This is a genomic window from Mesorhizobium sp. CAU 1741 (assembly GCF_039839275.1).
In the GTDB taxonomy this organism is placed as follows: domain Bacteria; phylum Pseudomonadota; class Alphaproteobacteria; order Rhizobiales; family Rhizobiaceae; genus Aerobium.
On record NZ_JBDOQP010000001.1, the window covers coordinates 147,776 to 172,394 of the forward strand.

Genomic DNA, 24,619 nt, shown 5'->3' on the forward strand with positions numbered 1-24,619 from the left:
TCTGCAAGCAGCCGCGTCGCTCATGTTCTTGTCATCAAAGGGAAATTCGGATGGTGGGCGTGACAGGGATTGAACCTGTGACCCCTACGATGTCAACGTAGTGCTCTCCCGCTGAGCTACACGCCCATCCGATGCCCGCGCATACACCACAGGCCGGCGCTGGCGTCAATAGCCGAAAAACGATCTCGCGTTCCGGTTCTCGACGGGCACGCCATGCCGGCGGCGAAGCCGCCTCAGGCGGCCTGAAGCATCTTCTCGACCTCGTTGACGAGGTCGCGCAGATGAAACGGCTTTGAGAGGACCTTGGCGTCCTTGGGAGCCTTGGAATCCGGGTTGAGGGCGACGGCCGCGAAGCCGGTGATGAACATCACCTTGAGGTCCGGGTCTATCTCCGTGGCGCGGCGCGCCAGTTCGATCCCATCCATCTCGGGCATCACGATGTCGGTCAGAAGCAGCGAGAAGGGTTCCTCGCGCAATCTTTCATAGGCGCTTGCGCCATTGTCGAAATCGCTAACGTCGTAGCCCGCCCGCTCAAGCGCCTTCACCAGAAAGCGCCGCATGTCGTGGTCGTCTTCCGCCAGAAGTATTCGTGCCATGTTTTCCCGTCCGAATCAGTCGTCGACGCAACCGCGCGCGGCGATGCATCGCCCACCCCGCGTATATGCGTGCACTCGAGTAAAGATCAAGTGAATGCTGGGGTCCAGCAGGCCGGCCGGCGCCGTTGCGACGTTGCGGAAGCTGGACAGCGCAGCTTGCAGATGGCAATTTCGGGAAGGTGGGCGCGCCGCTTCCACCACCGCAAGTGTCAGGCAGCCGGAAGTACCATGACCGCATCGGGAGACTTTGCGTCGACGCCGCCTTTCGTTGTGCGCAGCCCCGCGCAGCAGCGCGTGCCTTTCGTATTCAACTCTCCCCATAGTGGCCGCTTCTATCCAGCGCGCTTCCTCGGCATGAGCAAGCTCGACGCGATGGCCATCCGCCGATCCGAAGACTGCTACGTCGACGAACTTTTCGCGGGAGCCATCGCACTCGGCGCTCCTCTTCTGGCGGCGAATTTTCCGCGCGCCTATCTCGACGTGAATCGCGAGCCTTGGGAACTCGATTCGCGCATGTTCATCGAAGCGCTGCCCGCGCATGCCAACACCCGGTCGGCGCGCGTCGCGGGTGGACTGGGGACCGTGCCGCGGCTGGTCGGGGAAGGGCAGGAGATCTACCCGACCCGGCTGCCGTTGGCGGAGGCCGTCGCGCGTATCGAGACGGTCTACAAACCCTATCATGCGCAGCTCAAGCGCCTGTTGACGCATACGCATGCGCAATTCGGCTTCGCCGCCCTGATCGACTGCCACTCGATGCCCGCGAGCATCCGGCTGGGCGATGGCGGCATGCGACCGGATTTCATCATCGGCGACCGTTTTGGCGTTGCCTGCGCGCCCGAGCTGTCGGAGACGGCACAAACGATCCTATCCGGGCTCGGCTACAAGGTGGTGCTCAACAAGCCATATGCGGGGGGCTTCATCACCGAACATTACGGCCGGCCGGCGAGGGGCCTCCACGCATTGCAGATCGAGGTCAATCGCGGCCTCTACCTCAATGAGAGGACATTCGAGCGCACCGCCGGCTTTTCGGCGCTCGCGAATGACATGACGCGGTTCGCAGCGGATATGATGGCCATTCCCGACCATTGGCTCACCGGCCTGCCGCTTGCTGCCGAATAGAAAGCTGCCCGGCACGCGCCAATCTCCCGATTTCGCACAAAAAAAGACCGCACCGTTTGCACGACGCGGTCGAAGTCTAGGGAGGAAACGCCCAAGGAGGGCATAGACAGGTCGCCCTGTCCGACTAAGAGTTTATTGTGCGATGCACAAATGTCAAGCGGTGTATTGATGTGCCGCAATTTTCAGCAAAGGCCGGAGAAGGGGCTCTTTCCAATGATTGTGAACGGCGATTTCATGATGCGGTTGGCTGACGCGGCGGCAGAACAGACGCTGCCGCGATTCCGACAGGCCGGGCTCGTCGACAACAAGCTGACGACCGGGTTCGATCCCGTCACCGAAGCCGATCGGGAAGCCGAGTTGGCCATTCGTGCGCTGATCCGCGAAGCGTTTCCCGACCACGGCATTCTGGGCGAGGAGTTCGGCAGCGAGAATTCCGATGCGCGCCATGTCTGGGTGATCGATCCGATCGACGGGACACGCGCCTTCATCTCGGGGATGCCGTTGTGGGGCACGCTGGTGGGGCTAACGGACAATGGCGACGCGGTCGAAGGGATGATGTCGCAGCCCTTCATCGGTGAGCTGTTCTGGACGGAAGGCGATCGTTCCCTTTACCAAGGGCCAAGGGGAAATCGGACGCTGTCGACCAAGACGACCACGGACCTTGCCGATGCCTTGATGTGCACGACCACGCCGACGCTGTTCGTCGATGCCAAGCGCGTTTCTTACGACAATCTGGAAAGCAAGGTCCGGCTCGCCCGCTACGGCACGGACTGCTACGCCTACGCCATGCTCGCAGCCGGGCATATCGACCTCGTCGTGGAAACGGGCCTTCAACCCTACGACATCGTCGCGCTGGTCCCGATTATCGAGAAGGCTGGCGGGGTGGTCACCACGTGGGACGGGGGGCCGGCGGAGAAGGCCGGCGATATCGTCGCGGCAGCCACGCCCGAACTCCACGAAGCCGCGCTGGCGATGCTGCGCGGCTAGGTATCGCTGCCGGGAATGAAGGCGTCGAACGCCGCCAGCACCTGTTCGCGGAAGATGTTGCGCTCCTGCAGCAGTTCATGGCGCGCGCCGTCGATGGTCAACAATGAGGCTGTGCGTGCATTTCGCGCGTAGGCCTCGATCGCCCTGGTATCGACGACCTTGTCGAGACCTGCCGCCACCAACAGCATGGGCACTTTCAGACGCCGCATGAACTCGGGGTCGCACACGGCTTCGATCGCGAGGCCCGCGCCGCGCACCCAGGATGCCGTCGCGCCGCCCGAGCCGAGTTCGGGGTGGTGGCGATAGATGGATTCGTTGCGCATGAAGCGTTCGGCATCCTGGGTCAGCACGTTGCCCGCGAAGGGTACGGGCTCGTCACTGCCGCTCATCACCATATGCCCGAGCCCGACGGCATGCAGGAGGCCGGCGATGCGGCTGATGCTGCGCATCGACAGGGTCGGATGAGCCATCCCCAGCAGCGGCGCGATCAGCATCATGCGCGCTACCCGGTTGGTCAGGTGTTCCGCCGCCATGAGGGCGATGAGCGATCCGGTCGAGTGGGCCAGCACGAAATACGGGCCACGACAGTCCGGCAGCACGACCTGCTGGAAAAGCGGCTCGATGTCGGCGGCGTAGTCAGCGAAGTCGCCGACATAGCCACGGCGTGGGTTCTGCAGCAGGCGGTCGGATCCGCCCTGGCCGCGCAGGTCCAGCACGACACTGCCGAAGCCGCGCTTCGACAGGTCCTCGACCGTCTCGAAATATTTCTCGATGCACTCGTTGCGGCCGGGGATGATGACCACCGTTCCCTGCAGCGGCCTTCCGTCAGCGGAAAAGCGCGCATAGCGCAGCCGTCTTCCGTCCGTCGTCGTCAGATAGCCTGCGACGGCGTGATCCGGCATCGGATTGCCCGGTGTTTCGAAAAGCTGCGCTTTCATGGCTGGCAGGTCCGTGGTCGGGCGGCGGGGAAGTCGAGCGACCCCTGATAGGAAGCGTGCCCGGCAATTGCAAAGGATTTTGCGAAGTCTCGTCAAGACAAGCAAAGGCCGGGAGAGCCCATCAGGACCACTCCCGGCCTTCTGTCGATCCGGGAGGAAGGGACGTTACACCCGGCTCAACAACGATGACGGCGCAGGCCGTCTGTTCGCATTTGTTGTCCGGAGAATAGAATCGCCCGGCTGAACGGCGCCCGAAGGCGTGGTTCATCTTGCGTTCATCAAACTGCCCCGTGCCGCCTCTTGAAACGGCCATCCAGCGCACCCAAATCGTGGTTGCGGTCGCCGATAACGGGGCCGCTGGCTGCAGGGAAACGCCTTAACGGGTTTCACAATGCCGCCATACGCAAACACATGTTGCTCAACTGGAGAACAGACCCATGCGTCACGTTGATTTTTCGCCGCTCTACCGTTCGACCGTCGGTTTCGACCGTCTCTTCACGATGCTCGATTCGCTCGCGCAGCCCGAAAACGGCCAGACCTATCCGCCCTACAACATCGAACGCACTGCCGAAGATGCGTATCGCATCTCGATGGCGGTCGCCGGCTTCTCCGAGACCGAAATCTCGATCGAAGCCCACCGCAACGTTCTGACGGTGAAGGGAGAGAAGGCCGAAGAGCAGTCCGATGACCGGCAGTTCCTGCATCGGGGCATTGCGTCGCGCGCCTTCGAGCGCCGCTTCCAGCTCGCCGATCATGTCGAGGTCGTCGGCGCGGAGCTTAAGAATGGCCTGCTGCATATCGACCTGAAGCGCAACATCCCCGAGGAGATGAAGCCACGCCGGATCGAGATCAGTGCGTCGCCGTCATCGGCAAAGCAGATCGAAGCCCAGTCGGTCAACTGAGACTGGCAACTCAGGTAGAACGGGCGGCGCCTTCCGGCGCCGCCTTTTTCATGTCGCGACGGCGAGCCACCGAGTCAGGCGAGGAGTTCGCCGAACCTGTCCACCTCCGCCCCGGTCGTGGCGAAGCTGGTCACGAAGCGGGTCATCGTTTCGTCACTGCCGATCTCGGCGGCGGACCCGTGGGGCGGATGCCAGGGATAGAAGGCCGCACCCGCGCCCTTCAACTCATCCACCTTCGACAGTTTGATGATCGGAAATACCTCGTTGGCCTGCGGTGCCCAGGCAAGACGCGCGTTGGCGGAGGCCTCGACGTGGCGCGCAAGCCGTGCGGCCATCGCGTTCGAGTGCCGCGCGGTCTCAAGCCACAGGCCATCCTTAAGATAGGCGTCGAATTGTGCTGCGATGAAGCGCGACTTGGAGAAGAGCTGCGCGGCCCGCTTGCGGATGAAGGGAAAGTCCCGAGCCTTGTCCGGATCCATGAACACGACCGCCTCGGCACACCAGCAGCCGTTCTTCGTGCCGCCGAAGGAGACGATGTCCACGCCGCTTTTCCATGTCATTTCAGCCGCCGAAACGTCGAGCGACGCCAGGCCATTGGCGAAGCGTGCACCATCCATGTGTAGCGGCAGGCCATGCCGCCGCGCGATTTCCGAAATGGCCCTGATGCTGTCCAGGTCGTAGACGGTGCCGATCTCGGTCGTCTGGGTGATCGAAACGGCGGCGGGCTGGCCGGAGTGGATGAACTGGGGCGGATAATGGCTGATCGCGGCTTCCAGCGCCTCCGGCTCCAACTTTCCCAGCGGCCCGTCCACGGGGCAGAGCCTGCCGTGGGTGAAATATTCGGGTGCGCCGGCCTCGTCGGCGATCATGTGTGCTTCGCGATGGCAGAAGGCGACGCCGGCGGGTCTGGCGACGGCGCTCATCGACAGCGAGTTGGCGGCCGTGCCGGTGCCGACGAAGAAGACCGCGACCTCACGCTCGAAGATTTCGTTGAATGCGCGCTCGACCTGCTTGTCGAGGTCGCTCGATCCGTAGGCGGAGGCGAAGCCGGCAGCATGTCGGGTAAGGCTTTCGGCAATCTTGGGATGGGCGCCTGCCCAGTTGTCGGAGGCAAAGATCATGAAAAAATATCCAGAATTGTTGTCGGCGCGCACTTTGGACGAGGCTTCCGGTAGCAGGCAAGGCCAAACCGCGAAACATGAAGCCGAACAACGCTGGCGAACGGAACAGGTAGATATAGGCCTGTTTCGTGAAATAAAATTACGCAGCCTGCCGGATTTTTTTGCACATCCGTCTTGTGTGCGTGTAACCTTTGTGGCATATCGAATATAGGACAGCATTGCTGTCTTATTTAGCGTGCCTTGATGGCCGGATTGGGCGTATGATATTCGCCAATCCGGTTTTCGATGCGCGCGGACTCGGGCGGGTTGGTGGTAGGTGCAAGCACCGGCGATCTCGTCCGCGAAGGAACCCGGAGCCCGGCGGCACGACGTTCCCCGCGCGGCCTTTCGAAAGATATGCCGACAGAATGCCGGAAGTGCGCTCTCGACGTGCCTGCCGGTTTGAAGCGACCGCCCACGATGGGCCATTTGGAGGATAAGGCGATGACGGACCTGACGCCATCTGAAACGACCGGACATTTCCCGGCCGCCCAGACCAAAGCGGCCGCCGTCAAAACCAATGCCGTGACATTCGGCCTGCCGGCTGCGCAGGGTCTGTATGACCCGCGCAACGAACACGATGCGTGCGGCGTCGGTTTCATCGCGCACATGAAGGGTGAGAAGTCGCACCAGATCGTCAAGGACGGGCTGTTCATGCTCGAGAACCTGACGCATCGCGGCGCGGTGGGCGCAGATCCGCTGATGGGCGACGGCGCGGGCGTGCTGGTGCAGATACCAGACCGGTTCTTCCGCGAGGAAATGGCCGCGCAGGGCGTGGAATTGCCCGAGCCGGGCCACTACGCCATCGGCCACATCTTCATGCCAAGCGACGACGCCTTGCGCGCGCGCGCGGAGGAGATCATCGCCGAGGTGGTTCAGCAGGAAGGCCAGACGCTGCTCGGCTTCCGCGACGTTCCGGTCGACAATTCCTCGTTGTCGAAGGCGCCCGAGATCGCCGCGTCCGAACCCGTGCACCGCCAGGTGTTCATCGGCCGCAGCGCGGCGATCGACAGCGAAGAAGAATTCGAGAGGCGCCTGTTCATTCTGCGCAAGGTCATATCCGGACGCATCTACGCGGAGACCGGCGGCCGCTCGACCAGCGCCTACACGGTGTCGCTGTCGTCGCGCACCATCGTCTACAAGGGCATGTTCCTCGCCTATCAGGTAGGCGTCTACTACAAGGACCTGTCGGACCCGCGCTTTGAATCGGCGCTGATCCTCGTGCACCAGCGCTTCTCCACCAATACGTTCCCGTCCTGGCAGCTCGCGCATCCGTATCGCATGGTGGCACACAATGGCGAGATCAACACGCTGCGCGGCAACGTCAACTGGATGGCGGCGCGGCAGGCGTCGATCGATTCGGAACTGTTCGGCAACGACATCGCCAAGCTCTGGCCAATTTCCTACGAGGGCCAGTCGGACACGGCGTGTTTCGACAACGCGCTCGAGTTCCTGTTCCAGGGCGGCTATTCGCTCGCTCACGCGATGATGATGCTTATCCCGGAAGCGTGGGCCGGCAACAAGCTGATGGATGGCGAGCGCAAGGCATTCTACGAATACCATGCGGCGCTGATGGAGCCATGGGACGGTCCAGCCGCGGTGGCCTTCACTGACGGCCGCCAGATCGGCGCGACGCTCGACCGCAACGGCCTGCGGCCGGCGCGCTACGTCGTCACCAATGACGACCGTGTCATCATGGCGTCCGAAGCAGGTGCGCTGCCGGTGCCGGAAGAAATCGTGGTGCGCAAGTGGCGGCTGCAGCCGGGCCGCATGCTGCTGATCGACCTCGAGGAAGGGCGCATCGTCTCCGACGAGGAGATCAAGTCGCAGATCGCGACCAAGCACCCGTACCGCAAGTGGCTCGACAACACCCAGCTCATCCTTGAAGAGTTGAAGCCGGTCGAACCGCGAGCGCTTCGCAAGGATGTGTCGCTGCTCGATCGCCAGCAGGCCTTCGGCTACACGCAGGAAGACACCAAGATCCTGATGTCGCCGATGGCGACTACCGGCCAGGAGGCAGTCGGCTCGATGGGCACCGACACGCCGATCTCGGCGATGTCCGACAAGTCCAAGCTGCTCTACACCTATTTCAAGCAGAACTTCGCCCAGGTCACCAACCCGCCGATCGATCCGATCCGCGAAGAACTGGTGATGAGCCTCGTCTCCTTCATCGGTCCGCGGCCCAATATCTTCGATCTCGTGGGCTCGTCGCGCAAGAAGCGGCTCGAGGTGCGCCAGCCGATCCTCACCAATGGCGACCTGGAAAAAATCCGCTCGATCGGCCACACCGAGGATCGCTTCGACACCAAGACGCTCGACGTCACCTATTCGGTGATGGAGGGCGCGGCTGGCATGCTGGGCGCCGTAGAGCGCCTGTGCGAGCGTGCCGAGGCGGCCGTTGCCGGCGGCTATAACATCATCATCCTCTCGGATCGCCAGCTCGGGCCAGATCGCATCGCGATCCCGGCACTGTTGGCGACGGCATCCGTGCATCATCATCTGATCCGCAAAGGGCTGCGTACCTCAGTAGGACTGGTGGTCGAGTCGGGGGAACCGCGCGAGGTGCATCATTTCTGCTGCCTCGCGGGCTTCGGCGCCGAAGCGATCAACCCGTATCTCGCCTTCGACACGCTGCTCGACATGCATCGCAAGGGCGAGTTTCCGCCTGAGGTCGATGCCTACGAGGTGGTGTCCCGCTACATCAAGTCGATCGGCAAGGGCATCCTCAAGGTGATGTCGAAGATGGGCATATCGACGTACCAGTCCTATTGCGGCGCGCAGATTTTCGACGCGATCGGGCTGTCGAGCGAATTTGTCGAGAAGTACTTCACCGGCACCGCCACCACCATCGAGGGCGTCGGCCTGCCGGAAGTCGCTGAGGAGACGGTGCAGCGTCACGAACTGGCGTTCAGCGACGACCCCGTCCTGCGCAATGCGCTCGAAGTGGGCGGCGAGTACATGTTCCGCATGCGCGGCGAGGCGCATATGTGGTCTCCGGACGCCGTGGCGACGCTGCAGCACGCGGTGCGCAAGGGCTCCTGGGAAACCTACAAGGACTTTTCCGCGCAGGTGGACAGCGCCTCGGCGCGGGCCAAGAACATACGTGGCCTGTTCCGCATCAAGGACGCCGAGAATACCGGCCGCACGCCCGTGCCGCTGGAAGAGGTCGAACCCGCCGCCGACATCGTGAAGCGGTTCTCGACCGGTGCGATGTCGTTCGGGTCGATCTCGCGCGAGGCGCACACCACGCTTGCCATCGCCATGAACCGCATCGGCGGCAAGTCGAATACGGGGGAGGGCGGCGAAGAACCCGACCGCTACATGAAGATGCCGGACGGCTCGCAGAATCCCGAGCGCTCGGCCATCAAGCAGGTGGCTTCCGGACGTTTCGGCGTGACGACGGAATATCTGGTCAACTCCGACATGATGCAGATCAAGGTCGCGCAGGGCGCCAAGCCCGGTGAGGGCGGCCAGTTGCCCGGCCACAAGGTCGACGCGACAATCGCAAAGACGCGGCATTCGACGCCGGGCGTCGGGCTGATCTCGCCACCGCCGCATCACGACATCTATTCGATCGAGGATCTGGCGCAGCTCATCTACGACCTCAAGAACGTCAACCCGACGGCGGACGTTTCGGTCAAGCTGGTCTCGGAGGTGGGTGTCGGCACCGTGGCCGCCGGCGTCGCCAAGGCGCGCGCCGACCACATCACGATTTCCGGCTACGATGGCGGCACCGGCGCGTCGCCGCTGACCTCGCTCAAGCATGCCGGCAGCCCATGGGAAATGGGTCTTGCCGAAACGCACCAGACGCTGGTCCTCAATGGCCTGCGGAGCCGCGTGGCGCTGCAGGTCGATGGCGGGTTGAAGACCGGCCGCGATGTCATCATCGGCGCGCTGCTGGGCGCAGACGAGTTCGGTTTCTCGACCGCGCCGCTGATCGCGGCGGGCTGCATCATGATGCGCAAGTGCCATCTCAACACCTGCCCCGTGGGCGTGGCGACACAGGACCCCGTCCTGCGCAAGCGTTTCAAGGGCGCGCCAGAGCACGTCATCAACTACTTCTTCTACGTTGCAGAGGAAGTGCGGGAGATCCTCGCGCGGATGGGCTATCGCACGCTGAACAAGATCATCGGCGACACCGACCTGATCGAAAAGCAGCCGGTGGTGGAACACTGGAAGGCCAAGGGACTGGACTTCACCCGCATCTTCCACAAGCCGGACGCGCCGAAGGAAGAAAGCTACTGGACGCGTCGCCAGGAGCACCCGATCGACGATGTGCTCGACCGCAGGCTCATCGAGCAGGCGATGCCGGCCCTTGAAACGAAGCAGCCTGTGAAGATCGAGATGCCGATCCGCAATGTCGACCGCTCGGCCGGCGCGATGCTGTCGGGCGAAGTCGCCAAGCGCTTCGGCCACAAGGGGCTCAAGGAAGACACCATCGCGGTGCGGCTCACCGGCACCGCGGGGCAGTCGTTCGGCGCCTTCCTGGCGCGCGGCGTCTCGTTCGAACTCATCGGCGACGGCAACGACTATGTCGGCAAGGGCCTGTCTGGCGGACGCATCGTGATCCGCCCCGACGACAAGGCGCAGATCATTCCCGAAGAGTCGATCATCGTCGGCAACACGGTGCTCTACGGTGCGGTCGAGGGCGAATGCTACTTCCGTGGCGTCGCCGGCGAACGCTTCGCCGTGCGGAATTCGGGCGCGGTGACCGTCGTCGAGGGCGTCGGCGACCATGGCTGCGAATACATGACCGGCGGTGTCGTCGTCGTCATCGGCCAGACGGGTCGCAACTTTGCTGCCGGCATGTCGGGTGGCGTCGCCTATGTTCTTGACGAGGCGGGCGATTTCGCTGAACGCTGCAACATGGCAATGGTCGAACTCGAGCCGGTGCCCGAGGAAGACGACATGCTTGAGAAGTTGCATCACCATGGTGGCGATATCGCCCACAAGGGCCGAGTCGACGTTTCAGGCGACATGACGAGGCATGACGAGGAGCGGCTAGTCCAGCTGATCTCCAACCACATGCACTATACGGGCTCCACCCGTGCCAAGGCGATCCTCGACAACTGGGCGGACTTCCGGCCGAAATTCCGGAAAGTCATGCCGGTCGAGTATCGACGCGCGCTCCAGGAAATGGAACGCCTGCGCATGAATGTTGCCGCAGAATAGTCGTGAACGTCATTGCTGTGCCCGGAGGCCGGCCGCGCAGGCCGCCTCCCGAGGCTGGAGGTTAGAATGGGTAAGGTAACAGGTTTTCTCGAGATCGACCGGCAGGTCCAAAAGTACCAGCCTGCATCCGATCGTATCCGGCATTTCAGGGAATTCACCCTGCCGATGTCGGATCACGAAGTGCAGAAGCAGGCGGCACGCTGCATGGATTGCGGCATCCCCTACTGCCATGGGCCGACGGGCTGCCCGGTGCATAACCAGATTCCGGACTGGAACGACCTCGTCTACAATGGCGATTGGGACAACGCGATCCGCAATCTCCATTCAACCAACAACTTCCCTGAATGGACCGGCCGCATCTGCCCCGCCCCTTGCGAGGAAGCATGCACGCTGAACCTCGAGGACATTCCCGTCGCGATCAAGACGGTGGAGCAGGCAATCGCCGACAAGGCGTACGAGACCGGCTATGTCCGGCCGATGCCCGCGGCCGTCACCACCGACAAGAAGATCGCCGTGATCGGTTCCGGCCCTGCCGGCATGGCTGCCGCACAGCAGCTCGGCCGCGCCGGCCACCAGGTCCATGTCTACGAGCGCGAATCCAAGCCTGGCGGGCTGATGCGCTACGGCATACCCGACTTCAAGATCGAGAAGCACTACATCGACGCGCGCGTGAAGCAGATGGAAGGCGAGGGCGTCACTTTCTTCTGCGGCGTCAATGTCGGTGTCGACAAGCCCGTCGCCGAGTTGCTTGGGGAGTATGACGCGGTTCTTTATTGCGGCGGCTCCGAGACGCCGCGCCCGGCGGGTATTCCGGGCGTCGAGTTTGCGGGCGTGCACGACGCCATGCCCTATCTGGTCCAGCAGAACCGCCGCGTCGGTGGCGAGGACATCCAGTCCGTCGCATGGGCTTCCGAAGCGATCCTGGCCGGTGGCAAGCATGTCGTGGTCGTCGGCGGCGGCGACACGGCGTCTGACTGCGTGGGAACGGCATTCAGGCAGGGCGCGGTGCGCGTGACGCAGCTCGACATCCGCCCGCAGCCGCCGGAAAAGGAAGACAAGCTGACGGTATGGCCCTATTGGGCAACGAAGATGCGTACCTCGTCGTCGCAGGCGGAAGGCGCGGAGCGCGAATTCCAGGTCGCCACGCTGGAATTCATCGGTGAGGATGGAGTCCTGACCGGCGTCAAGTGTTGCGAGGTCGACGATAGGCGCAAGCCCATCGCCGGCACCGAATTCATCATCCGCGCGGATCTCGCCTTCATCGCCATTGGCTTTGCCGGGCCGATCTCCGATGGCGTCACCAAGGAGCTCGACGGCAAGCTGCAGCTCAACGTGGATTCCCGCCGTTCGACCAACGTCGTCGCCGACGATCGCGACTACAAGACGAACATGGACAAGCTGTTCGCCGCCGGCGACGTGCGGCGCGGCCAGTCGCTGGTCGTCTGGGCGATCCGCGAAGGCCGCCAGGCCGCTCATGCGATCGACAAGTTCCTGATGGGATCGACGGTACTGCCGCGCTGAACGAACCGGTTGGACTTTGGCCGTGCGCTACGGCGTCACGGCCGTCGTCGTTTCTGGGCTCGGCTGCGGTGGACGTCCGACCACGAAGTCGTCGGCCCGACCTGGCCGGGCTTCGGGTGCGATGCCGTCATGTGTAAGCCGTTCCGCGGCGGTCTTCGCCTTGCCGCTCGTCGGCGTGGTGACCGCACCGAGCAGCCCGGATGATCCGCCGCCGAGGTCCTCTATGGCGATCGGGAGCGTACGGTCGATCTCGACCGGCTCGCCGTCCAATGGGACAATGCCGTTGAGCATGTCAGGCCCGATGCCAATCGCGCCGGGTTCCTGCGGGTCGATGTCGAGCAGGCGATCGAGCGGCTTTTCGACATAGAATGCGATCTTTCGCCGGCCCTGCCGCGTGACATTGATGCCGTCGCTGGCGCGTAATTGTGCCGGCTGACCGTTCATGTCCGGTCCATTGGCCACGAAGGCCCCGGTCTCGTCGACGAAGCCTTCCCAGACGTCGACATATTCACCCCCCGCATCGGTCACGATACGGCGGTACACATCGTTGAAGGCGATCATGTCCGAGGACATGGCGCCGGGACGGAAGGGCAGGTTTCCGACCCAGATCAGCGGCAGGGACTTGTCGCGGATGACCTTTGCAAGTGCGGTCGCGCGGCGCTCGTATTCCTTGAGCCACGCTTCGGAAAGCGGCTGTTCGCGATTGCCGTCAACCAGCATCTGCTGGCGATCGTTGGAGCCGATCATCACGACGACGATGTCGGGGCTCTCGGATTCGAGCACGGACCCGATGTTGCCGGGCCAGTCATAGTGGTCGTCACGCACGAGCCCCGACGATCCGTTGGCGCTGTCCACCACGATCACGTCCTGCTCCTCGGCAAAGGCTTCGGCCAGTCCATCTGCCAATCCGCTGGCCATGAAGTCGCCCACAACGAGCACGCGCTTGGCGTCTTCCGCCTTTTCCACCTTGGGTGCCGGGGGTGGGCTCGGCGTCGTCGATTGCGACCGTCGCACGGGTGCGGGTTCACGGCGCGGCGTTGCCTGCGGCGCGACGCGGTCCTGCCGGTCCCGGCGCTGGAACAGGAAGCGCAAAATCCCGCCTCCAGAGCGCTCGCCGGCCTGCTGAGCATGGGCAATGCCGACAAAGCCGCCGCCAGCGGGCGCCGCCATCGCCAGGGCAAGGGCGATGAACAGGAACCGCAGAATGCGGCTGGATGCGGGAATAAATGCGCTCATGCGACGTCCAGTTCGTGCCATGACGCCGCGGCGAGGGCGACGTCTACCGGTCTCTCAGGCGCGACAGCAACTCCTTGCTCGGATGCCCGTCCTGAGACATTCCCATCTGGCTTTGTATCGCCTTGATGGCGTCGCGTGAAGCGGGGCCGATGCGACCGTCGATCTCGCCGCTGTAGTAACCATTGGCGCTCAGATGCTTCTGGAGCTCCTGGGTTTCCGAGAAGGAAAGCCGGGTGAACGGCCGGTTCCAGTCACGGCTAAGCGGTCCATAGCCCGCGATCTGGTCGGCAAGAAGGCCGACGGCGAGCGCGTAGCGGTCCGAGTTGTTGTAGCGCTTCAGGACATTGTAGTTGTGCAGGACCAGGAAAGCTGGCCCCTCACGGCCTTCGAGCACTTTCAGCTCGGCCTGGTCGCCGGGACGCGGATAGGCCTGTCCATTCGCCCGCACGACGCCGATTGCCTGCCATTGCGCGAGAGACAGGCGTCCGGCAGGGAATTTCCGCCCCTGAGGCAGCACCACTTCGTAGCCCCATGCATGGCCCGGCCTCCAGCCATTGTCGCGCAGCAGGTTTGCCGCCGAGCCGAGCGCGTCGGGAATCGAGTTCCAGACATCGCGCTTGCCGTTGCCGTCGAGGTCGACCGCCCAGGCCTGGTAGCTGGTCGGAATGAACTGAGTGTGGCCCATGGCGCCGGCCCACGAACCGGTGAGATGACTGGCGTCTATGTCGCCGGTCTGCAGGATCTTGAGCGCGGCGATCAGTTGCTGGCGCCCAAACTTCTGGCGGCGCCTGTCCGCATAGGCGAGCGTCGACAAGGAGCGCACGATGCTGCGCATTATCCGGTCGTTCTTCAGAGCTTCGCCATAACGCGATTCGACGGACCAGATCGCCAGCACGATATTCCGATCGACGCCGAAGCGTTGCTCGACCGCGTCGAGCGTGCGTCCATGCTGCCGCGCCATCGCGCGGCCATTGGACACGGATTCGTCGGTGATCTGATTGTCGAAATACTGCCAGACGGGCGCATTGAATTCCGGCTGGTTGCTCGCCAGCTTCAACACTTCCGGATCGGGTGCGGTTATCCCCGCGAAGGCGGTGTCGAATGTCGATCGGCTGATGCCGCTATTTGCCGCCACACCCCTGAATTCACTGATCCAACGCTGGAACTGCGCGTCGGCGAAAGCCGGGCCAGCGGGCGTGGCGAGCGCGGCGGCAACCAGGGTGGCCTTCAGATACGCGGTCAAACGTCTTGATGATGCCCGAGCGGTCATGGATGCCTCCTTTTTGCTATCGCTTGAGGGAACCAATCATCGGCCACGGAAGTTAGGAAATGGTTTACCATATCACCCCTGACGATGCCTTCGGCTTGCTTGCAAAACTCCGAAATGTAACTGATTTGATATGATGTTCATCAAAGGCGGCATACATATGTCGCGTACGCCATTTCACGCCTTCGAGAAACGGGACCATAGCACACGATGAGAAAAGTGAGAAAGGCGGTGTTTCCTGTCGCTGGACTTGGAACACGCTTCCTGCCGGCAACCAAGGCCATTCCCAAGGAAATGCTGACCGTCGTCGACCGACCCGTCATCCAGTATGTGGTGGACGAGGCGCGCGAGGCAGGCATCGAGCACTTCATCTTCGTCACCGGGCGCAACAAGGCCGTGATCGAGGACCATTTCGACATCCAGTTCGAGCTCTACGACACGCTGGAGCAGCGCGGAAAGACCGACCAGCTAGAGATGCTGCGCACCATGCAGCCAGCGCCCGGCCAGACCAGCTTCACCCGCCAGCAGGAGCCGCTCGGGCTCGGACATGCGGTGTGGTGCGCGCGCGACCTCGTCGGCAACGAGCCGTTCGCGCTTCTCCTGCCGGACATGATCATGCAGTCGGAAGAGAGCTGCATGAAAGGCATGGTGGAACTGTATCGCCGCACCGGCAACAATGTCATCGGCGTACAGGAATGCGACCCCGATGAGGCCCACAAATACGGCATCGTCGCCAAGGGTGCGGAACTGCATACCGGCTTCGAGATCACCGGAATGGTCGAGAAGCCCGCCAAGGGTACGGCACCGACGAACCTCTACATCAATGGCCGATACATCCTGCAGCCGGAGATTTTCCAGCTTCTGGAGAACCAGGAACGGGGGGCGGGCGGCGAAATCCAGCTCACCGACGCGATGCTGCGGCTGGGCAAGGAGCAGACCCTTTTCGGCTATCACTACCGTGGCAACACCTACGACTGCGGGTCACCGGAAGGGTTCATCGAAGCCAACCTTGCCTTCGCGCTGCAGAAGCCCGAACTGCGCGAAGTGGTGGAGGGATTGATCGGGAAGGCGCTGGGCAGGCCGCGCGACTAGGCCGCGGCCGGAGATCATCGCTGTAGCGTCATGCCGAGATAGATGCTGGTCGCGTCGTAGTCGCGATCAGCGAGTGAACTGCGCTGGATTTCGTGTCTTGCACGCGCGGTGACGCCGGCATAACGGTTCAGCCACCACGTCAGGCTGGCCTCGCCGCGCAGGATCATCTCGTTCTCGCTGGAGCCCGCATAGTCGCGCCAGTCGAGGCCGATCAGCGCGCGCCCCGTCAGGTTGGCGCGCATCTCCCGTGTCACTGCCAGGCTTCCCGCGTAGAGCAGCGATCCGCTGGAGTCGGACTGCGAGGTGCTTTCGACCGTCGTCGTGCCGTTCAGTTCGACGACCGTGCCGCGCAGCGGCGACCACGTCACGTTGGCAGCGATCGTCGGCGCGGAAATGGCATCGAGCCGCTCGTCGTCCGGCCGCTCGGTGAGCCAGCCGGCGGAAAACTCGCCGGTCAGTTTTTCTCCCAGGTCGAGTTCCAATCCGGCGCGCAACGCATAGCGATCCGCCGAGCGGGCATAGCCCAGCGCGTCCACCTCCTCGTCGTAGAGGCGCCGGCCGATCTCGCCTTCGACGAAGGGACGCAGCGCCGGCGATATCTCGTAGCCGGCACGCAATGCAACCGTGGCCAAGGTGGTGTTGCGACCGTCCTGAGACAGGATGCTGCCATCGGAAAGTTCGGCGTCGCCGTAAAGGTCGCGCTCGACGTCTCCCGTCACGCCAAGGCGCAGCCGACCGATATCGCGTGCGATGCCGGCGGAGCCGGTCAATGTCTGGCGCAGCGGGCGTGACGCCACGCCTTCGATCGTAACTGGCGAGGAGGCCGACTCCGGACGGGCGCGATACCCAAGTCCGGCCTGTGCCTCGAACCCGGCGCCGAGATCGAGCAGCAGATCGGCGTTTGCGCCGCCCTCCAGTTCCTCGATTTCCTCGCCGGAGATCGTCTTGCGGAAGGTGCCATCCGCCTGGATCGAAAGACTGTGCCGCGACCAGTCCGAAATCGCGTTGAGCCGCAATCCGGTCTCCGAAAGCAGCGCCTCGCTGCCGCCGGGCGCCGCCGACGCGTTGGACGTCCAGGTCATGCCTTGCTCGAGCGTCGGCGTCAGCAGGAAACTGCCGGCGCGGATGCCGAGCGGAGCATAGGGATTCTCCTCCCGCTGGCGGCCGAGTCCCTCGATGGCGCCGGTGCGCACATTGTCGCGCCGGGCGCGGGTGTTGCGATCCTCGTCAAGGGAATCAAGCGTCGAAGCGGGTTCGTTGGCAGCCTCGGTGACGTCCACCTCTTCTGCGTCTTCGATGGAGGGGGAGGCCGGCTCTTCCGTATCGCTTTCGACGGTTGAGCCTATCGGCTCGTCCGGTTCATCCAGTTCGGAGACCGGCTCGGCTTGCACCGTGGGCTCCGGGCGATAGCGGACACGTTCGCCGGAACGATCATCAATGTCATCTTCTTCCGCGACCGGGCCACGCAGTTCGCCAATCTGCTGGGCGCCGGCGATACCGCCGACCAGCAGCAGGCATGCCGCCGAGCAGGCGAGCAGCCTTGCGCGTCGTGTGGACAGTCGGTGATGCGGCAGGATTGATGCCATCGTGGCCCGGAATGGTGAGGCGCGGAATGCGCGAAACTTTACCGAACCGTAAATCGCCTTGGTTAATGGAAGGTTGATCGCTATCCGCTATTCGGCAAAGCTGAAACAGCGTTGGACAGTGCGCATGGGAAGCGCTATCGGCATGCCATGCTGAGAAAGACCCTTACAGGCCCCGTCGACAGGGGTACGGCCACCGCCTCCGCGCTGCGAACGGTCGCCACCGAGTTGAACGGGCTGGCCGCGCTTTCCGCGGTACTCGAGAACGGGCTGGCGGAGCCGTTCGCCAAGGCGGTGGACCTGATCGGTGCGATATCCGGCCGGGTGATCGTCACGGGCGTCGGCAAGAGCGGCCATATCGGCTCGAAGATCGCGGCCACCCTGGCATCGACGGGTACGCCTGCGTTTTTCGTCCATCCGGCTGAGGCCAATCACGGCGACCTGGGCATGATCGCGCAGGACGATGCCATCATCGCGCTGTCATGGTCGGGCGAGACGGCGGAGTTGAAAGGCATCGTCGCCTATGCGCGCCGGTTCGCCATTCCGCTTATCGCGGTCACCGCCGGTCTGGATTCGGCGCTTGCGCGCGAGGCAAGCGTCGTGATCGCCCTGCCCAGGGTCGCTGAAGCGTGCCCGCACGGCCTCGCGCCGACAACGTCTGCATTGCTCCAGCTCGTCGTCGGCGATGCGCTGGCGGTGGCGCTGCTGGAGGCGCGGGGCTTTACGCCGGACCATTTTCGCACCTTCCATCCCGGTGGCAAGCTCGGCGCGAGCTTGGTCAAGGTGGGCGAGATCATGCACACCGGCGACGAGATGCCTGTCGTGGGCAGTGGCACCCGGATGCGCGACGCGATCCTGGAGATTTCACGCAAGGGGTTCGGTTGCGTGGCGGTGCTGTCCGCCGACGGTCTGCTCGAGGGCATCATCACCGATGGTGATCTGCGTCGCCACATGGATGGCGATCTCATGTCGCTGAGCGTCGACGACGTCATGACGCGGCAGCCGAAATGCGTTGAGCCGGATGAACTCGCCGGCGCCGTTCTGCAGATGGTCAACGCGTCGTCCATCACCACCGTGATGGTGGTCGAAGAGGGGCGTCCGGTCGGGCTCGTCCATCTGCACGACCTTCTGCGCATCGGCACGGCCTGACTATTCGGCAGCCACCTTCAGGTCGCCGCCCGCCGCATCGATGACGCGGACTCGCGCGCCTGCGGGAAGGTCAGGACCCGTCACCCGCCACAAGGTGTCGCCCAGCCGGATGCGGCCCTGGCCCTCCAGGATCGGCTCCTCCAGGACCGCCGTACGCCCCACCAATTGACGGGTGCGCTGGTTCAAAAGCGGCGTGTCGGTATCGTCCGAGGTGTTGTTCGGGAAAAAGCGCCGCCCGACAAGTGCCGAGCCGACCGACAGCACCAGGAAGACCACGACCTGCGTCTGCCAGATCCAGAAACTCGTCTCCCAAAGCTGGAACGATAGCGTGCCGGTGAGAATCGCGGCGACGCCGAACCACAGGAAGAAGACGCCGGGCGCCAGTATCTCCAGTACCAAGAGCACCGCGCCGAGAACCATCCAGCTCCACGGGCCAAGGTCTGACAGCCATTGCGAAAACATGGTGGCCTCCCTCTCGGCTCGAGCCCTATCGTGCCTGATCGTCCGGCCCGACAACCGGAGGACGAGACGCCGGACGCGGGGATGCGGCGCGGTTCCTGGTGGCCTCTTCGCCGAAAACTTCCTTGACGATCGCGCCGATGCCGCCGAGCGAACCGATCAGCGACGACGCCTCGAGCGGCATCAGCACGATCTTGCTGTTGGGTGCAGAACCGATCGCGGCCATCGCCTCGGTGTATTTCTGCGCGACGAAATAGTTCAGCGCCTGCAGGTCTCCCTGCGAGATCGCTTCCGACACCATCTGGGTGGCGCGTGCTTCCGCTTCCGCCGCGCGTTCGCGTGCCTCTGCGTCCCGGAACGCCGCCTCCTTGCGGCCTTCAGCTTCAAGGATCTGGGCCTGCTTGCGGCCTTCGGCCTCAAGAATTTCGGCACGCCGGTTGCGCTCGGCCATCATCTGCCGGGCCATCGAATCGACCAGGTTCGTCGGCGGGTTGATATCCTTGATCTCGACGCGCGTCATCTTGATGCCCCACGGCTGCGCCGCCTGGTCGACGATCCGCATGAGTCGGTCGTTGATGGCGTCGCGATTCGACAGCAGTTCGTCGAGGTCCATCGAGCCCATGACGGAGCGGATGTTGGTCATCGTCAGGTTGAGGATGGCGTTTTCGAGCCCCGATACCTGATAGGCCGCCTCTGAGGCGCTCAGAACCTGGTAGAACGCGACACCGTCCACGGACACGAGGGCATTGTCCTTGGTGATGACTTCTTGGGTCGGGACGTCCAGCACCTGCTCCATCATGTTCATCTTCGCGCCGATCCGGTCGATGAATGGCACGATGATGTTGAGGCCGGGGGACAAGGTGCGCGTGTATCGCCCGAAACGTTCCACGGTGTAGTTGTGGCCCTGGGGGACGGTCTTGATACCTGCGAAGACGAGAAGCAGGACGAGTATGACGAGAACGGGTAGGAAAATGTCGAAGCCGGTAAACGGCATCATGCCCTCCAATGCGTTTGTGATCCGAAGGCAAGATGGCCTGCCCGCTGGTCGCGACGCGCGCCCCACCCAGACTTAAGCGGGTTTGTGCCGCGTTACAATCACCGCGCTGCGGTTCCGCCCGGCTGTTGCCACGATCGTGGGCGATTGAACCATGCGAATCAAGCATGGGGCACCAATGTGAAACGAACCGGAACCTTCGCGGCGGCAATCGTCGTTGCTTTCGCCGCGCTGTCTCTTGTCGCCTGCCAAACCGGAGGAGGGTCCGGCGGCGCTGGCGCGTCCGGATCCGGTTACGCTTATCTCAGCCAGATCCGCGCTTCGGCGGATCTCGGGCCGCTTTCGCCGGACCCCAAGCTGGAGAACGCGGCGATACGCCAGGCGGAGTACATGGCGAGCGCCGGCAAGATGGACCATACGACTGGATGGCGGCGCGATTTCGCCACGCGCATGAAGGCGGAAGGGGTTGCCGCGCCTGCCGCCGAAAACCTCGCGCACGGTCATATGAGCACGGAGCGCGTCTTCGAAATGTGGATGGCCTCGACCGGGCATCGCCGGAACATGCTCGACACCCGCTTCGCCCATTACGGGCTTGCCTACGCGCCCGCGGCCGACGGTCGCCGCTATTGGGCGCTGGTGCTGGGGAAGTAGCCTAGGAGAGGCGGTCGCGAACGTAATCCCGCAAGGTCGCGGTGAAGCTGGACAGGTTCTCCTTAAGGGTCGCGAAGCCTCCGGTGCGGTCGAGCGTCCCGTGGTCCATGTACAGGCCCCGGTTGATCTCGATCTGGATGACATGACGCTGCTCGGCCGGCCGGCCGTAGCGCTCGACGATGTAGGCACCCTTGTAGGGATCATTGACGGCGACCGTGTAACCAAGGTCCCGCAGGGTCTTTGCCACATAACTCGTAAAGGCGGGATCGCAGGCCGCTCCATCGAGATCGCCCAGGACGAAATCCGCGCGCTTCTTGCCGGGGTCGGGCGCAAGCGCGTTGCCGACGGCTTGCATGGAATGCCAATCGACATGGAAAACCGCGCCGAATCGGTCATGAAGCCGCGCGGTCTCCTGTTCGAGAGCGTCGTGATATGGACGCCAGTAGTAGTCGATCCGCCGGCGAATCTCTTGCGAGGTCAGGGTGCGATCGTAGATCGGGACGGCATCGCCGATCATGCGGAAGATCAATCCCACCCCGCGTTCCGAATTGATCGAGGGCGCGATCTCGTCGGTCCAGTCTTCCGGCAGTAGATGCGGATCGAGATCGACCGCTTCCCTGTTCACGTCGACATAGGTGCGGGCGAAGAGCGCGGTTACCAGCGTGGCACCGTAACTTGGCGCATCGACCACCAGATCGTCGACGAACCTATCCTCGCCACCGACCAGCAGTCTTTCCTGGACAGCCGCGCCGAAATCTTCGGGATAGATGCGTCCGCTGTGTGGCGAATCATAAAGCAGGGGCAGGGCTTCTCCACGCGGCCTCCTGACCGACACGGCCTCGGGCAAGCTCTTGTCGTCATCCTCAGACATCGGCATCCTCGAACACGCCTGCCGGATTGGTGCGGGTCGCCATGCGCCTGATGTGCGGCAGCAGCCGGCTGCCAAACACCCCTTGCAGCCGTTTGAGTTCGCCGACTGGATCATCGTGGTCGTCGACGCGGATGTCCCAAAGCGGATATTCCTCCGCAGCCACGATGAACACGGTTGCCGAGCGCTCCTCCTTGCGGTCGCCTCCCAGCGACATGCCGGTTGCGAGCGCCTTGACCAACCGATCGACCAGCGGCAGGTCTGCCGTCTCCAGGAACGCCTTGACCGAGGCCTCGATCACCTGCGGACCGACAAGGCGATTGCCGAGCACACACAAATCCTGGCGGGTTTCGCCTCCGGCCCACCCCTTGCAGTTCTCGCCGGTCCAGATCGAGGCCCCGCCGTTGCGGTCGACGACACCAAGTTGGCGCCGGTCCATGCGCGGGTCCGTCTGCTTCAGCGCCTCTATGGTGTCGTGGGCAGACATGCCGTTCTGCAGCAAGCGGACGCCGTCGATGCCGAGATAGGGATTGAGACGTGCCTGGGTCGCGACCGCACCTGCGCCTGGGGCGGCGTGAGTGAGGAACGTGCCGACAGCTGGCAGTGCGGTGATGGCGGATATGCCGAACTCGCCGCTTCGCGGGCATCGGGCCACGATGGAAAAGGTCATTCTGCTCCTCGAGATGCGTTCATCGTGGTCGGAAACGAGGCGTCCGGCGCATGGTTCCTGTTGCGCGCCCGGAGATGGACTGTTTACCGGATTCCACTTTGTGCATCCGCAGGGACCGCCTATCTGTGTCGGAACCCCAAGGAGCCAGAACATGGAACTCGGTCTCTATACTTTCGCCGATGTCGGCATCGATCCCGCGAGCGGTGTGCGTGTCAGCCCTGCCGAACGGTTGCGCAACCTCGTCGAAGAGATCGAACTGGCCGATCAGCTCGGGCTCGAATTCTTCGGTCTTGGCGAGCATCACCGGCCCGACTATGCGGTCTCGTCTCCGGCCGTCGCGCTTGCGGCGGCTGCCACGCGCACAAAGAACATCAGGCTCTCGAGCGCCGTCTCGGTGCTGTCGTCGGACGATCCGATCCGTGTTTTCCAGCAGTTCTCGACGCTCGACAACCTGACGGGCGGGCGTGCGGAGATCATGGCTGGTCGCGGCTCGTTCATCGAATCCTATCCGCTCTTCGGCTATGCGCTGGAAGACTACGACACCCTGTTTGCCGAAAAGCTCGAACTGCTGATCAAGCTTACCGAGGGCGAGAAGATCGATTGGCCCGGCGGCCAGCACACGCCCAAGATCGAGGGGCGCGGCGTCTATCCACGACCGGTACAGGAGAAGCTGCCGATATGGATCGCCGTTGGCGGCACACCGCAGTCGGTGGCGCGTGCGGCAATGCTCGGCCTGCCGCTGGCGCTTGCCATCATCGGCGGCGAGCCCCATCGCTTCGCACCCCTGTTCAACCTCTATCGCGACGCCGCCCGCAAGTTCGATCGGGACCCCTCCACGCTGAAGACGTCGATCAACGTCCACGGCTTCGTCGGGGAGACGACACAGGAGGCGATCGACACGGCGTTTCCGGCGCACACCGACGTGATGAACCGCATAGGTCGCGAGCGCGGCTGGGGGCCGACGAGCAAGGAGCAGTTTGCCGCTTCGGCAGGCCCGCGCGGCGCCAACTTTGCTGGCAGTCCAGCGGAAGTGACCGACAAGATCCTCGCCAACCATGAAATTTTCGGCTTTGACCGCTTCGTCCTGCAGATGGCGATCGGCGTGATGGACCACAAGAAACTCATGAAGGCGATCGAGCTCTACGGCACCAAGGTTGCACCCGAGGTCAGAAAAGCCGTCGCTTCGAAGCAGCCTGCGCTGGCGCAGGCCTGACTTGGTGAAAGGCGAGCGGTATCCTATATCCGTGGGATGATACCGCTCTCCGTTCTCGACCTTTCTCCGGTGCCAGAAGGCAGCGACGTTTCACGGTCGCTCGCCAACACGCTCGATCTCGCCCGCCACGCCGAAAGGCTCGGCTACCGGCGCTTCTGGCTCGCCGAGCACCACAACATGCCTGGAATTGCAAGCGCCGCCACCGCTGTCGTCATCGGCCACGTCGCTGCCGGCACCTCCACTATTCGTGTAGGAGCCGGCGGCATAATGCTTCCCAATCACGCGCCGCTTATGGTGGCCGAAGCCTTTGGCACGCTTGCGGCATTGCATCCGGGACGCATCGATCTCGGGCTCGGCCGAGCTCCAGGCACGGACCAGATCACCGCCCACGCGCTGCGCCGCAATCTGAGCGGAGGCGCGGACACGTTCCCCAACGACGTCGTCGAATTGCTGCACTACTTCAAGCCGGAAGAGCCGGGACAGCGCGTGCGCGCGGTGCCGGGGGCGGGCCTGGAGGTGCCAGTCTGGATTCTAGGCTCCAGCCTATACGGCGCGCAGCTCGCGGCGATGCTTGGACTGCCTTACGCCTTCGCGTCGCATTTCGCGCCGGCGCAGATGGACGAGGCGCTGGATGTCTATCGGTCGCGGTTCGAGCCGTCAGAATATCTCGACAGGCCTTACGTCATGCTGGGGCTGAACGTCTCGGCGGCGGAGACCGACGAGGAAGCGCAATTTCACTTCACGTCTCTGCAACAGGCATTCGTCAACCTGCGCACCGGCAGGCCGGGCAAGCTGCCGCCGCCGCGAGCGGGGTTCGCGAAAGAAATCGAGCCCGCCGCCAAGGCGATGCTCGACCATGCCCTGTCGTGCGCGGTCGTCGGATCACCAGACACTGTCAGGCGGGAACTAGACGCGTTCCTGGCGCGCACGGAAGCCGACGAACTCATGGTCACGGCACAGATTCACGATCACGCCGCGCGCGTCCGGTCGTACGAGATCCTGTCCGAGGTTGCGAAGCAGCCGGTCGAAGCCGGCGCCTGAC

The 24,619-nt window shown here is 63.6% G+C and carries 21 protein-coding genes and 1 tRNA gene; 11 read left to right on the forward strand and 11 right to left on the reverse strand.

All coding sequences use genetic code 11. The features are described 5' to 3' along the window. Positions 1-51 precede the first annotated feature (51 nt). A tRNA-Val gene (locus AAFN84_RS00695) sits at positions 52-126 on the reverse strand. A 107-nt stretch (positions 127-233) separates the two neighbouring features. After that, entirely contained in the window at positions 234-596 is a 363-nt protein-coding gene (locus AAFN84_RS00700) for a response regulator (protein WP_347512405.1), read from the reverse strand. Positions 597-824: 228 nt separating this feature from the next. Between AAFN84_RS00700 and AAFN84_RS00705 the strand changes: the two genes are divergently transcribed. Together AAFN84_RS00705 and hisN are read left to right on the forward strand one after the other, a co-directional pair. Further along, complete coding sequence (locus AAFN84_RS00705; protein ID WP_347512406.1) at positions 825-1,715, forward strand: N-formylglutamate amidohydrolase; 891 nt, start codon at positions 825-827, stop codon at positions 1,713-1,715. Positions 1,716-1,928: 213 nt separating this feature from the next. Further along, positions 1,929-2,702, forward strand: a complete 774-nt coding sequence (gene hisN, locus AAFN84_RS00710; protein WP_347512408.1) for a histidinol-phosphatase — start codon at positions 1,929-1,931, stop codon at positions 2,700-2,702. On the opposite strand, the gene AAFN84_RS00715 is transcribed toward hisN, so the two are convergent. Further along, a complete protein-coding gene (locus AAFN84_RS00715) occupies positions 2,699-3,640 on the reverse strand; it encodes an alpha/beta hydrolase (RefSeq protein ID WP_347512409.1) in 942 nt (313 codons plus the stop codon). The two genes, hisN and AAFN84_RS00715, sit on opposite strands and share 4 nt — an antisense overlap. A 437-nt stretch (positions 3,641-4,077) precedes the next feature. On the opposite strand from AAFN84_RS00715, the gene AAFN84_RS00720 reads away from it, so the two are divergent. Beyond that, entirely contained in the window at positions 4,078-4,542 is a 465-nt protein-coding gene (locus tag AAFN84_RS00720; protein ID WP_347512411.1) for an Hsp20 family protein, read from the forward strand. Between the two features lie 74 nt (positions 4,543-4,616). On the opposite strand, the gene AAFN84_RS00725 is transcribed toward AAFN84_RS00720, so the two are convergent. Continuing rightward, positions 4,617-5,663: a low specificity L-threonine aldolase gene (locus AAFN84_RS00725; RefSeq protein WP_347512413.1), complete on the reverse strand. Its 1,047-nt coding sequence runs from the start codon at positions 5,661-5,663 to the stop codon at positions 4,617-4,619. On the opposite strand from AAFN84_RS00725, the gene AAFN84_RS00730 reads away from it, so the two are divergent. The 3 genes from AAFN84_RS00730 (at position 5,662) to AAFN84_RS00740 (ending at position 12,395) form a co-directional block, all read left to right on the forward strand. Further along, complete coding sequence (locus tag AAFN84_RS00730) at positions 5,662-5,874, forward strand: hypothetical protein (protein ID WP_347512414.1); 213 nt, start codon at positions 5,662-5,664, stop codon at positions 5,872-5,874. The two genes, AAFN84_RS00725 and AAFN84_RS00730, sit on opposite strands and share 2 nt — an antisense overlap. Before the next feature lie 272 nt (positions 5,875-6,146). After that, complete coding sequence (gene gltB / locus AAFN84_RS00735) at positions 6,147-10,874, forward strand: glutamate synthase large subunit (RefSeq protein ID WP_347512416.1); 4,728 nt, start codon at positions 6,147-6,149, stop codon at positions 10,872-10,874. Positions 10,875-10,940: 66 nt separating this feature from the next. After that, on the forward strand, positions 10,941-12,395 hold the full coding sequence (locus AAFN84_RS00740) for a glutamate synthase subunit beta (RefSeq protein ID WP_347512418.1): 1,455 nt from the start codon (positions 10,941-10,943) through the stop codon (positions 12,393-12,395). A gap of 27 nt (positions 12,396-12,422) precedes the next feature. Here the strand turns inward: AAFN84_RS00740 and AAFN84_RS00745 are convergent, their stop codons facing one another. Together AAFN84_RS00745 and AAFN84_RS00750 are read right to left on the reverse strand one after the other, a co-directional pair. Then, the gene (locus AAFN84_RS00745) at positions 12,423-13,631 is read right to left on the reverse strand and encodes a DUF459 domain-containing protein (RefSeq protein ID WP_347512419.1); all 1,209 of its coding nucleotides are present in this window, start codon (positions 13,629-13,631) and stop codon (positions 12,423-12,425) included. A 43-nt stretch (positions 13,632-13,674) separates the two neighbouring features. Beyond that, entirely contained in the window at positions 13,675-14,901 is a 1,227-nt protein-coding gene (locus AAFN84_RS00750; RefSeq protein WP_347512420.1) for a lytic murein transglycosylase, read from the reverse strand. Positions 14,902-15,108: 207 nt separating this feature from the next. Here AAFN84_RS00750 and galU point away from each other — a divergent pair, with 207 nt between their 5' ends. Then, positions 15,109-15,990 carry a UTP--glucose-1-phosphate uridylyltransferase GalU gene (gene galU, locus AAFN84_RS00755; protein ID WP_347512422.1) on the forward strand — a complete coding sequence of 294 codons (882 nt, stop codon included), beginning with the start codon at positions 15,109-15,111 and terminating at the stop codon, positions 15,988-15,990. Between the two features lie 14 nt (positions 15,991-16,004). On the opposite strand, the gene AAFN84_RS00760 is transcribed toward galU, so the two are convergent. Continuing rightward, positions 16,005-17,576 carry an outer membrane beta-barrel protein gene (locus AAFN84_RS00760; RefSeq protein WP_347512423.1) on the reverse strand — a complete coding sequence of 524 codons (1,572 nt, stop codon included), beginning with the start codon at positions 17,574-17,576 and terminating at the stop codon, positions 16,005-16,007. Positions 17,577-17,723: 147 nt separating this feature from the next. Here AAFN84_RS00760 and AAFN84_RS00765 point away from each other — a divergent pair, with 147 nt between their 5' ends. After that, positions 17,724-18,722: a KpsF/GutQ family sugar-phosphate isomerase gene (locus AAFN84_RS00765; RefSeq protein WP_347512424.1), complete on the forward strand. Its 999-nt coding sequence runs from the start codon at positions 17,724-17,726 to the stop codon at positions 18,720-18,722. Here the strand turns inward: AAFN84_RS00765 and AAFN84_RS00770 are convergent, their stop codons facing one another. Further along, positions 18,723-19,184 (reverse strand): NfeD family protein, encoded by a 462-nt coding sequence (locus AAFN84_RS00770; protein ID WP_347512425.1) that lies wholly within the window; start codon positions 19,182-19,184, stop codon positions 18,723-18,725. A 25-nt stretch (positions 19,185-19,209) separates the two neighbouring features. Beyond that, positions 19,210-20,175, reverse strand: a complete 966-nt coding sequence (locus AAFN84_RS00775) for an SPFH domain-containing protein (RefSeq protein ID WP_347512427.1) — start codon at positions 20,173-20,175, stop codon at positions 19,210-19,212. 180 nt (positions 20,176-20,355) lie between these two features. Here AAFN84_RS00775 and AAFN84_RS00780 point away from each other — a divergent pair, with 180 nt between their 5' ends. Beyond that, the gene (locus AAFN84_RS00780; RefSeq protein WP_347512429.1) at positions 20,356-20,826 is read left to right on the forward strand and encodes a CAP domain-containing protein; all 471 of its coding nucleotides are present in this window, start codon (positions 20,356-20,358) and stop codon (positions 20,824-20,826) included. A gap of 1 nt (position 20,827) precedes the next feature. Here the strand turns inward: AAFN84_RS00780 and AAFN84_RS00785 are convergent, their stop codons facing one another. Further along, a complete protein-coding gene (locus tag AAFN84_RS00785) occupies positions 20,828-21,697 on the reverse strand; it encodes an N-formylglutamate amidohydrolase (RefSeq protein WP_347512431.1) in 870 nt (289 codons plus the stop codon). Next, on the reverse strand, positions 21,690-22,364 hold the full coding sequence (locus tag AAFN84_RS00790) for a DUF1028 domain-containing protein (RefSeq protein ID WP_347512432.1): 675 nt from the start codon (positions 22,362-22,364) through the stop codon (positions 21,690-21,692). Before AAFN84_RS00790 ends, AAFN84_RS00785 begins: the two co-directional genes overlap by 8 nt. 151 nt (positions 22,365-22,515) lie before the next feature. Here AAFN84_RS00790 and AAFN84_RS00795 point away from each other — a divergent pair, with 151 nt between their 5' ends. Continuing rightward, positions 22,516-23,577, forward strand: coding sequence for an Atu2307/SP_0267 family LLM class monooxygenase (locus tag AAFN84_RS00795; protein ID WP_347512434.1), 1,062 nt, complete (start codon positions 22,516-22,518; stop codon positions 23,575-23,577). A gap of 36 nt (positions 23,578-23,613) precedes the next feature. After that, positions 23,614-24,618 (forward strand): LLM class flavin-dependent oxidoreductase, encoded by a 1,005-nt coding sequence (locus tag AAFN84_RS00800; protein WP_347512435.1) that lies wholly within the window; start codon positions 23,614-23,616, stop codon positions 24,616-24,618. Position 24,619 lies beyond the last annotated feature (1 nt).

Excerpts from the sequence above, each read along its gene's own strand:
- AAFN84_RS00730 (WP_347512414.1), top strand. The coding sequence starts at position 5,662 with ATGAAAAAATATCCAGAATTGTTGTCGGCGCGCACTTTGGACGAGGCT.
- AAFN84_RS00800 (WP_347512435.1), top strand. The coding sequence starts at position 23,614 with ATGATACCGCTCTCCGTTCTCGACCTTTCTCCGGTGCCAGAAGGCAGC.
- AAFN84_RS00750 (WP_347512420.1), bottom strand. The coding sequence starts at position 14,901 with ATGACCGCTCGGGCATCATCAAGACGTTTGACCGCGTATCTGAAGGCC.
- AAFN84_RS00790 (WP_347512432.1), bottom strand. The coding sequence starts at position 22,364 with ATGACCTTTTCCATCGTGGCCCGATGCCCGCGAAGCGGCGAGTTCGGC.
- AAFN84_RS00700 (WP_347512405.1), bottom strand. The coding sequence starts at position 596 with ATGGCACGAATACTTCTGGCGGAAGACGACCACGACATGCGGCGCTTT.
- AAFN84_RS00715 (WP_347512409.1), bottom strand. The coding sequence starts at position 3,640 with ATGAAAGCGCAGCTTTTCGAAACACCGGGCAATCCGATGCCGGATCAC.
- hisN (WP_347512408.1), top strand. The coding sequence starts at position 1,929 with ATGATTGTGAACGGCGATTTCATGATGCGGTTGGCTGACGCGGCGGCA.
- gltB (WP_347512416.1), top strand. The coding sequence starts at position 6,147 with ATGACGGACCTGACGCCATCTGAAACGACCGGACATTTCCCGGCCGCC.
- AAFN84_RS00765 (WP_347512424.1), top strand. The coding sequence starts at position 17,724 with ATGCTGAGAAAGACCCTTACAGGCCCCGTCGACAGGGGTACGGCCACC.
- galU (WP_347512422.1), top strand. The coding sequence starts at position 15,109 with ATGAGAAAAGTGAGAAAGGCGGTGTTTCCTGTCGCTGGACTTGGAACA.
- AAFN84_RS00770 (WP_347512425.1), bottom strand. The coding sequence starts at position 19,184 with ATGTTTTCGCAATGGCTGTCAGACCTTGGCCCGTGGAGCTGGATGGTT.
- AAFN84_RS00785 (WP_347512431.1), bottom strand. The coding sequence starts at position 21,697 with ATGTCTGAGGATGACGACAAGAGCTTGCCCGAGGCCGTGTCGGTCAGG.
- AAFN84_RS00760 (WP_347512423.1), bottom strand. The coding sequence starts at position 17,576 with ATGGCATCAATCCTGCCGCATCACCGACTGTCCACACGACGCGCAAGG.
- AAFN84_RS00705 (WP_347512406.1), top strand. The coding sequence starts at position 825 with ATGACCGCATCGGGAGACTTTGCGTCGACGCCGCCTTTCGTTGTGCGC.
- AAFN84_RS00725 (WP_347512413.1), bottom strand. The coding sequence starts at position 5,663 with ATGATCTTTGCCTCCGACAACTGGGCAGGCGCCCATCCCAAGATTGCC.
- AAFN84_RS00795 (WP_347512434.1), top strand. The coding sequence starts at position 22,516 with ATGGAACTCGGTCTCTATACTTTCGCCGATGTCGGCATCGATCCCGCG.
- AAFN84_RS00775 (WP_347512427.1), bottom strand. The coding sequence starts at position 20,175 with ATGCCGTTTACCGGCTTCGACATTTTCCTACCCGTTCTCGTCATACTC.
- AAFN84_RS00745 (WP_347512419.1), bottom strand. The coding sequence starts at position 13,631 with ATGAGCGCATTTATTCCCGCATCCAGCCGCATTCTGCGGTTCCTGTTC.
- AAFN84_RS00720 (WP_347512411.1), top strand. The coding sequence starts at position 4,078 with ATGCGTCACGTTGATTTTTCGCCGCTCTACCGTTCGACCGTCGGTTTC.
- AAFN84_RS00740 (WP_347512418.1), top strand. The coding sequence starts at position 10,941 with ATGGGTAAGGTAACAGGTTTTCTCGAGATCGACCGGCAGGTCCAAAAG.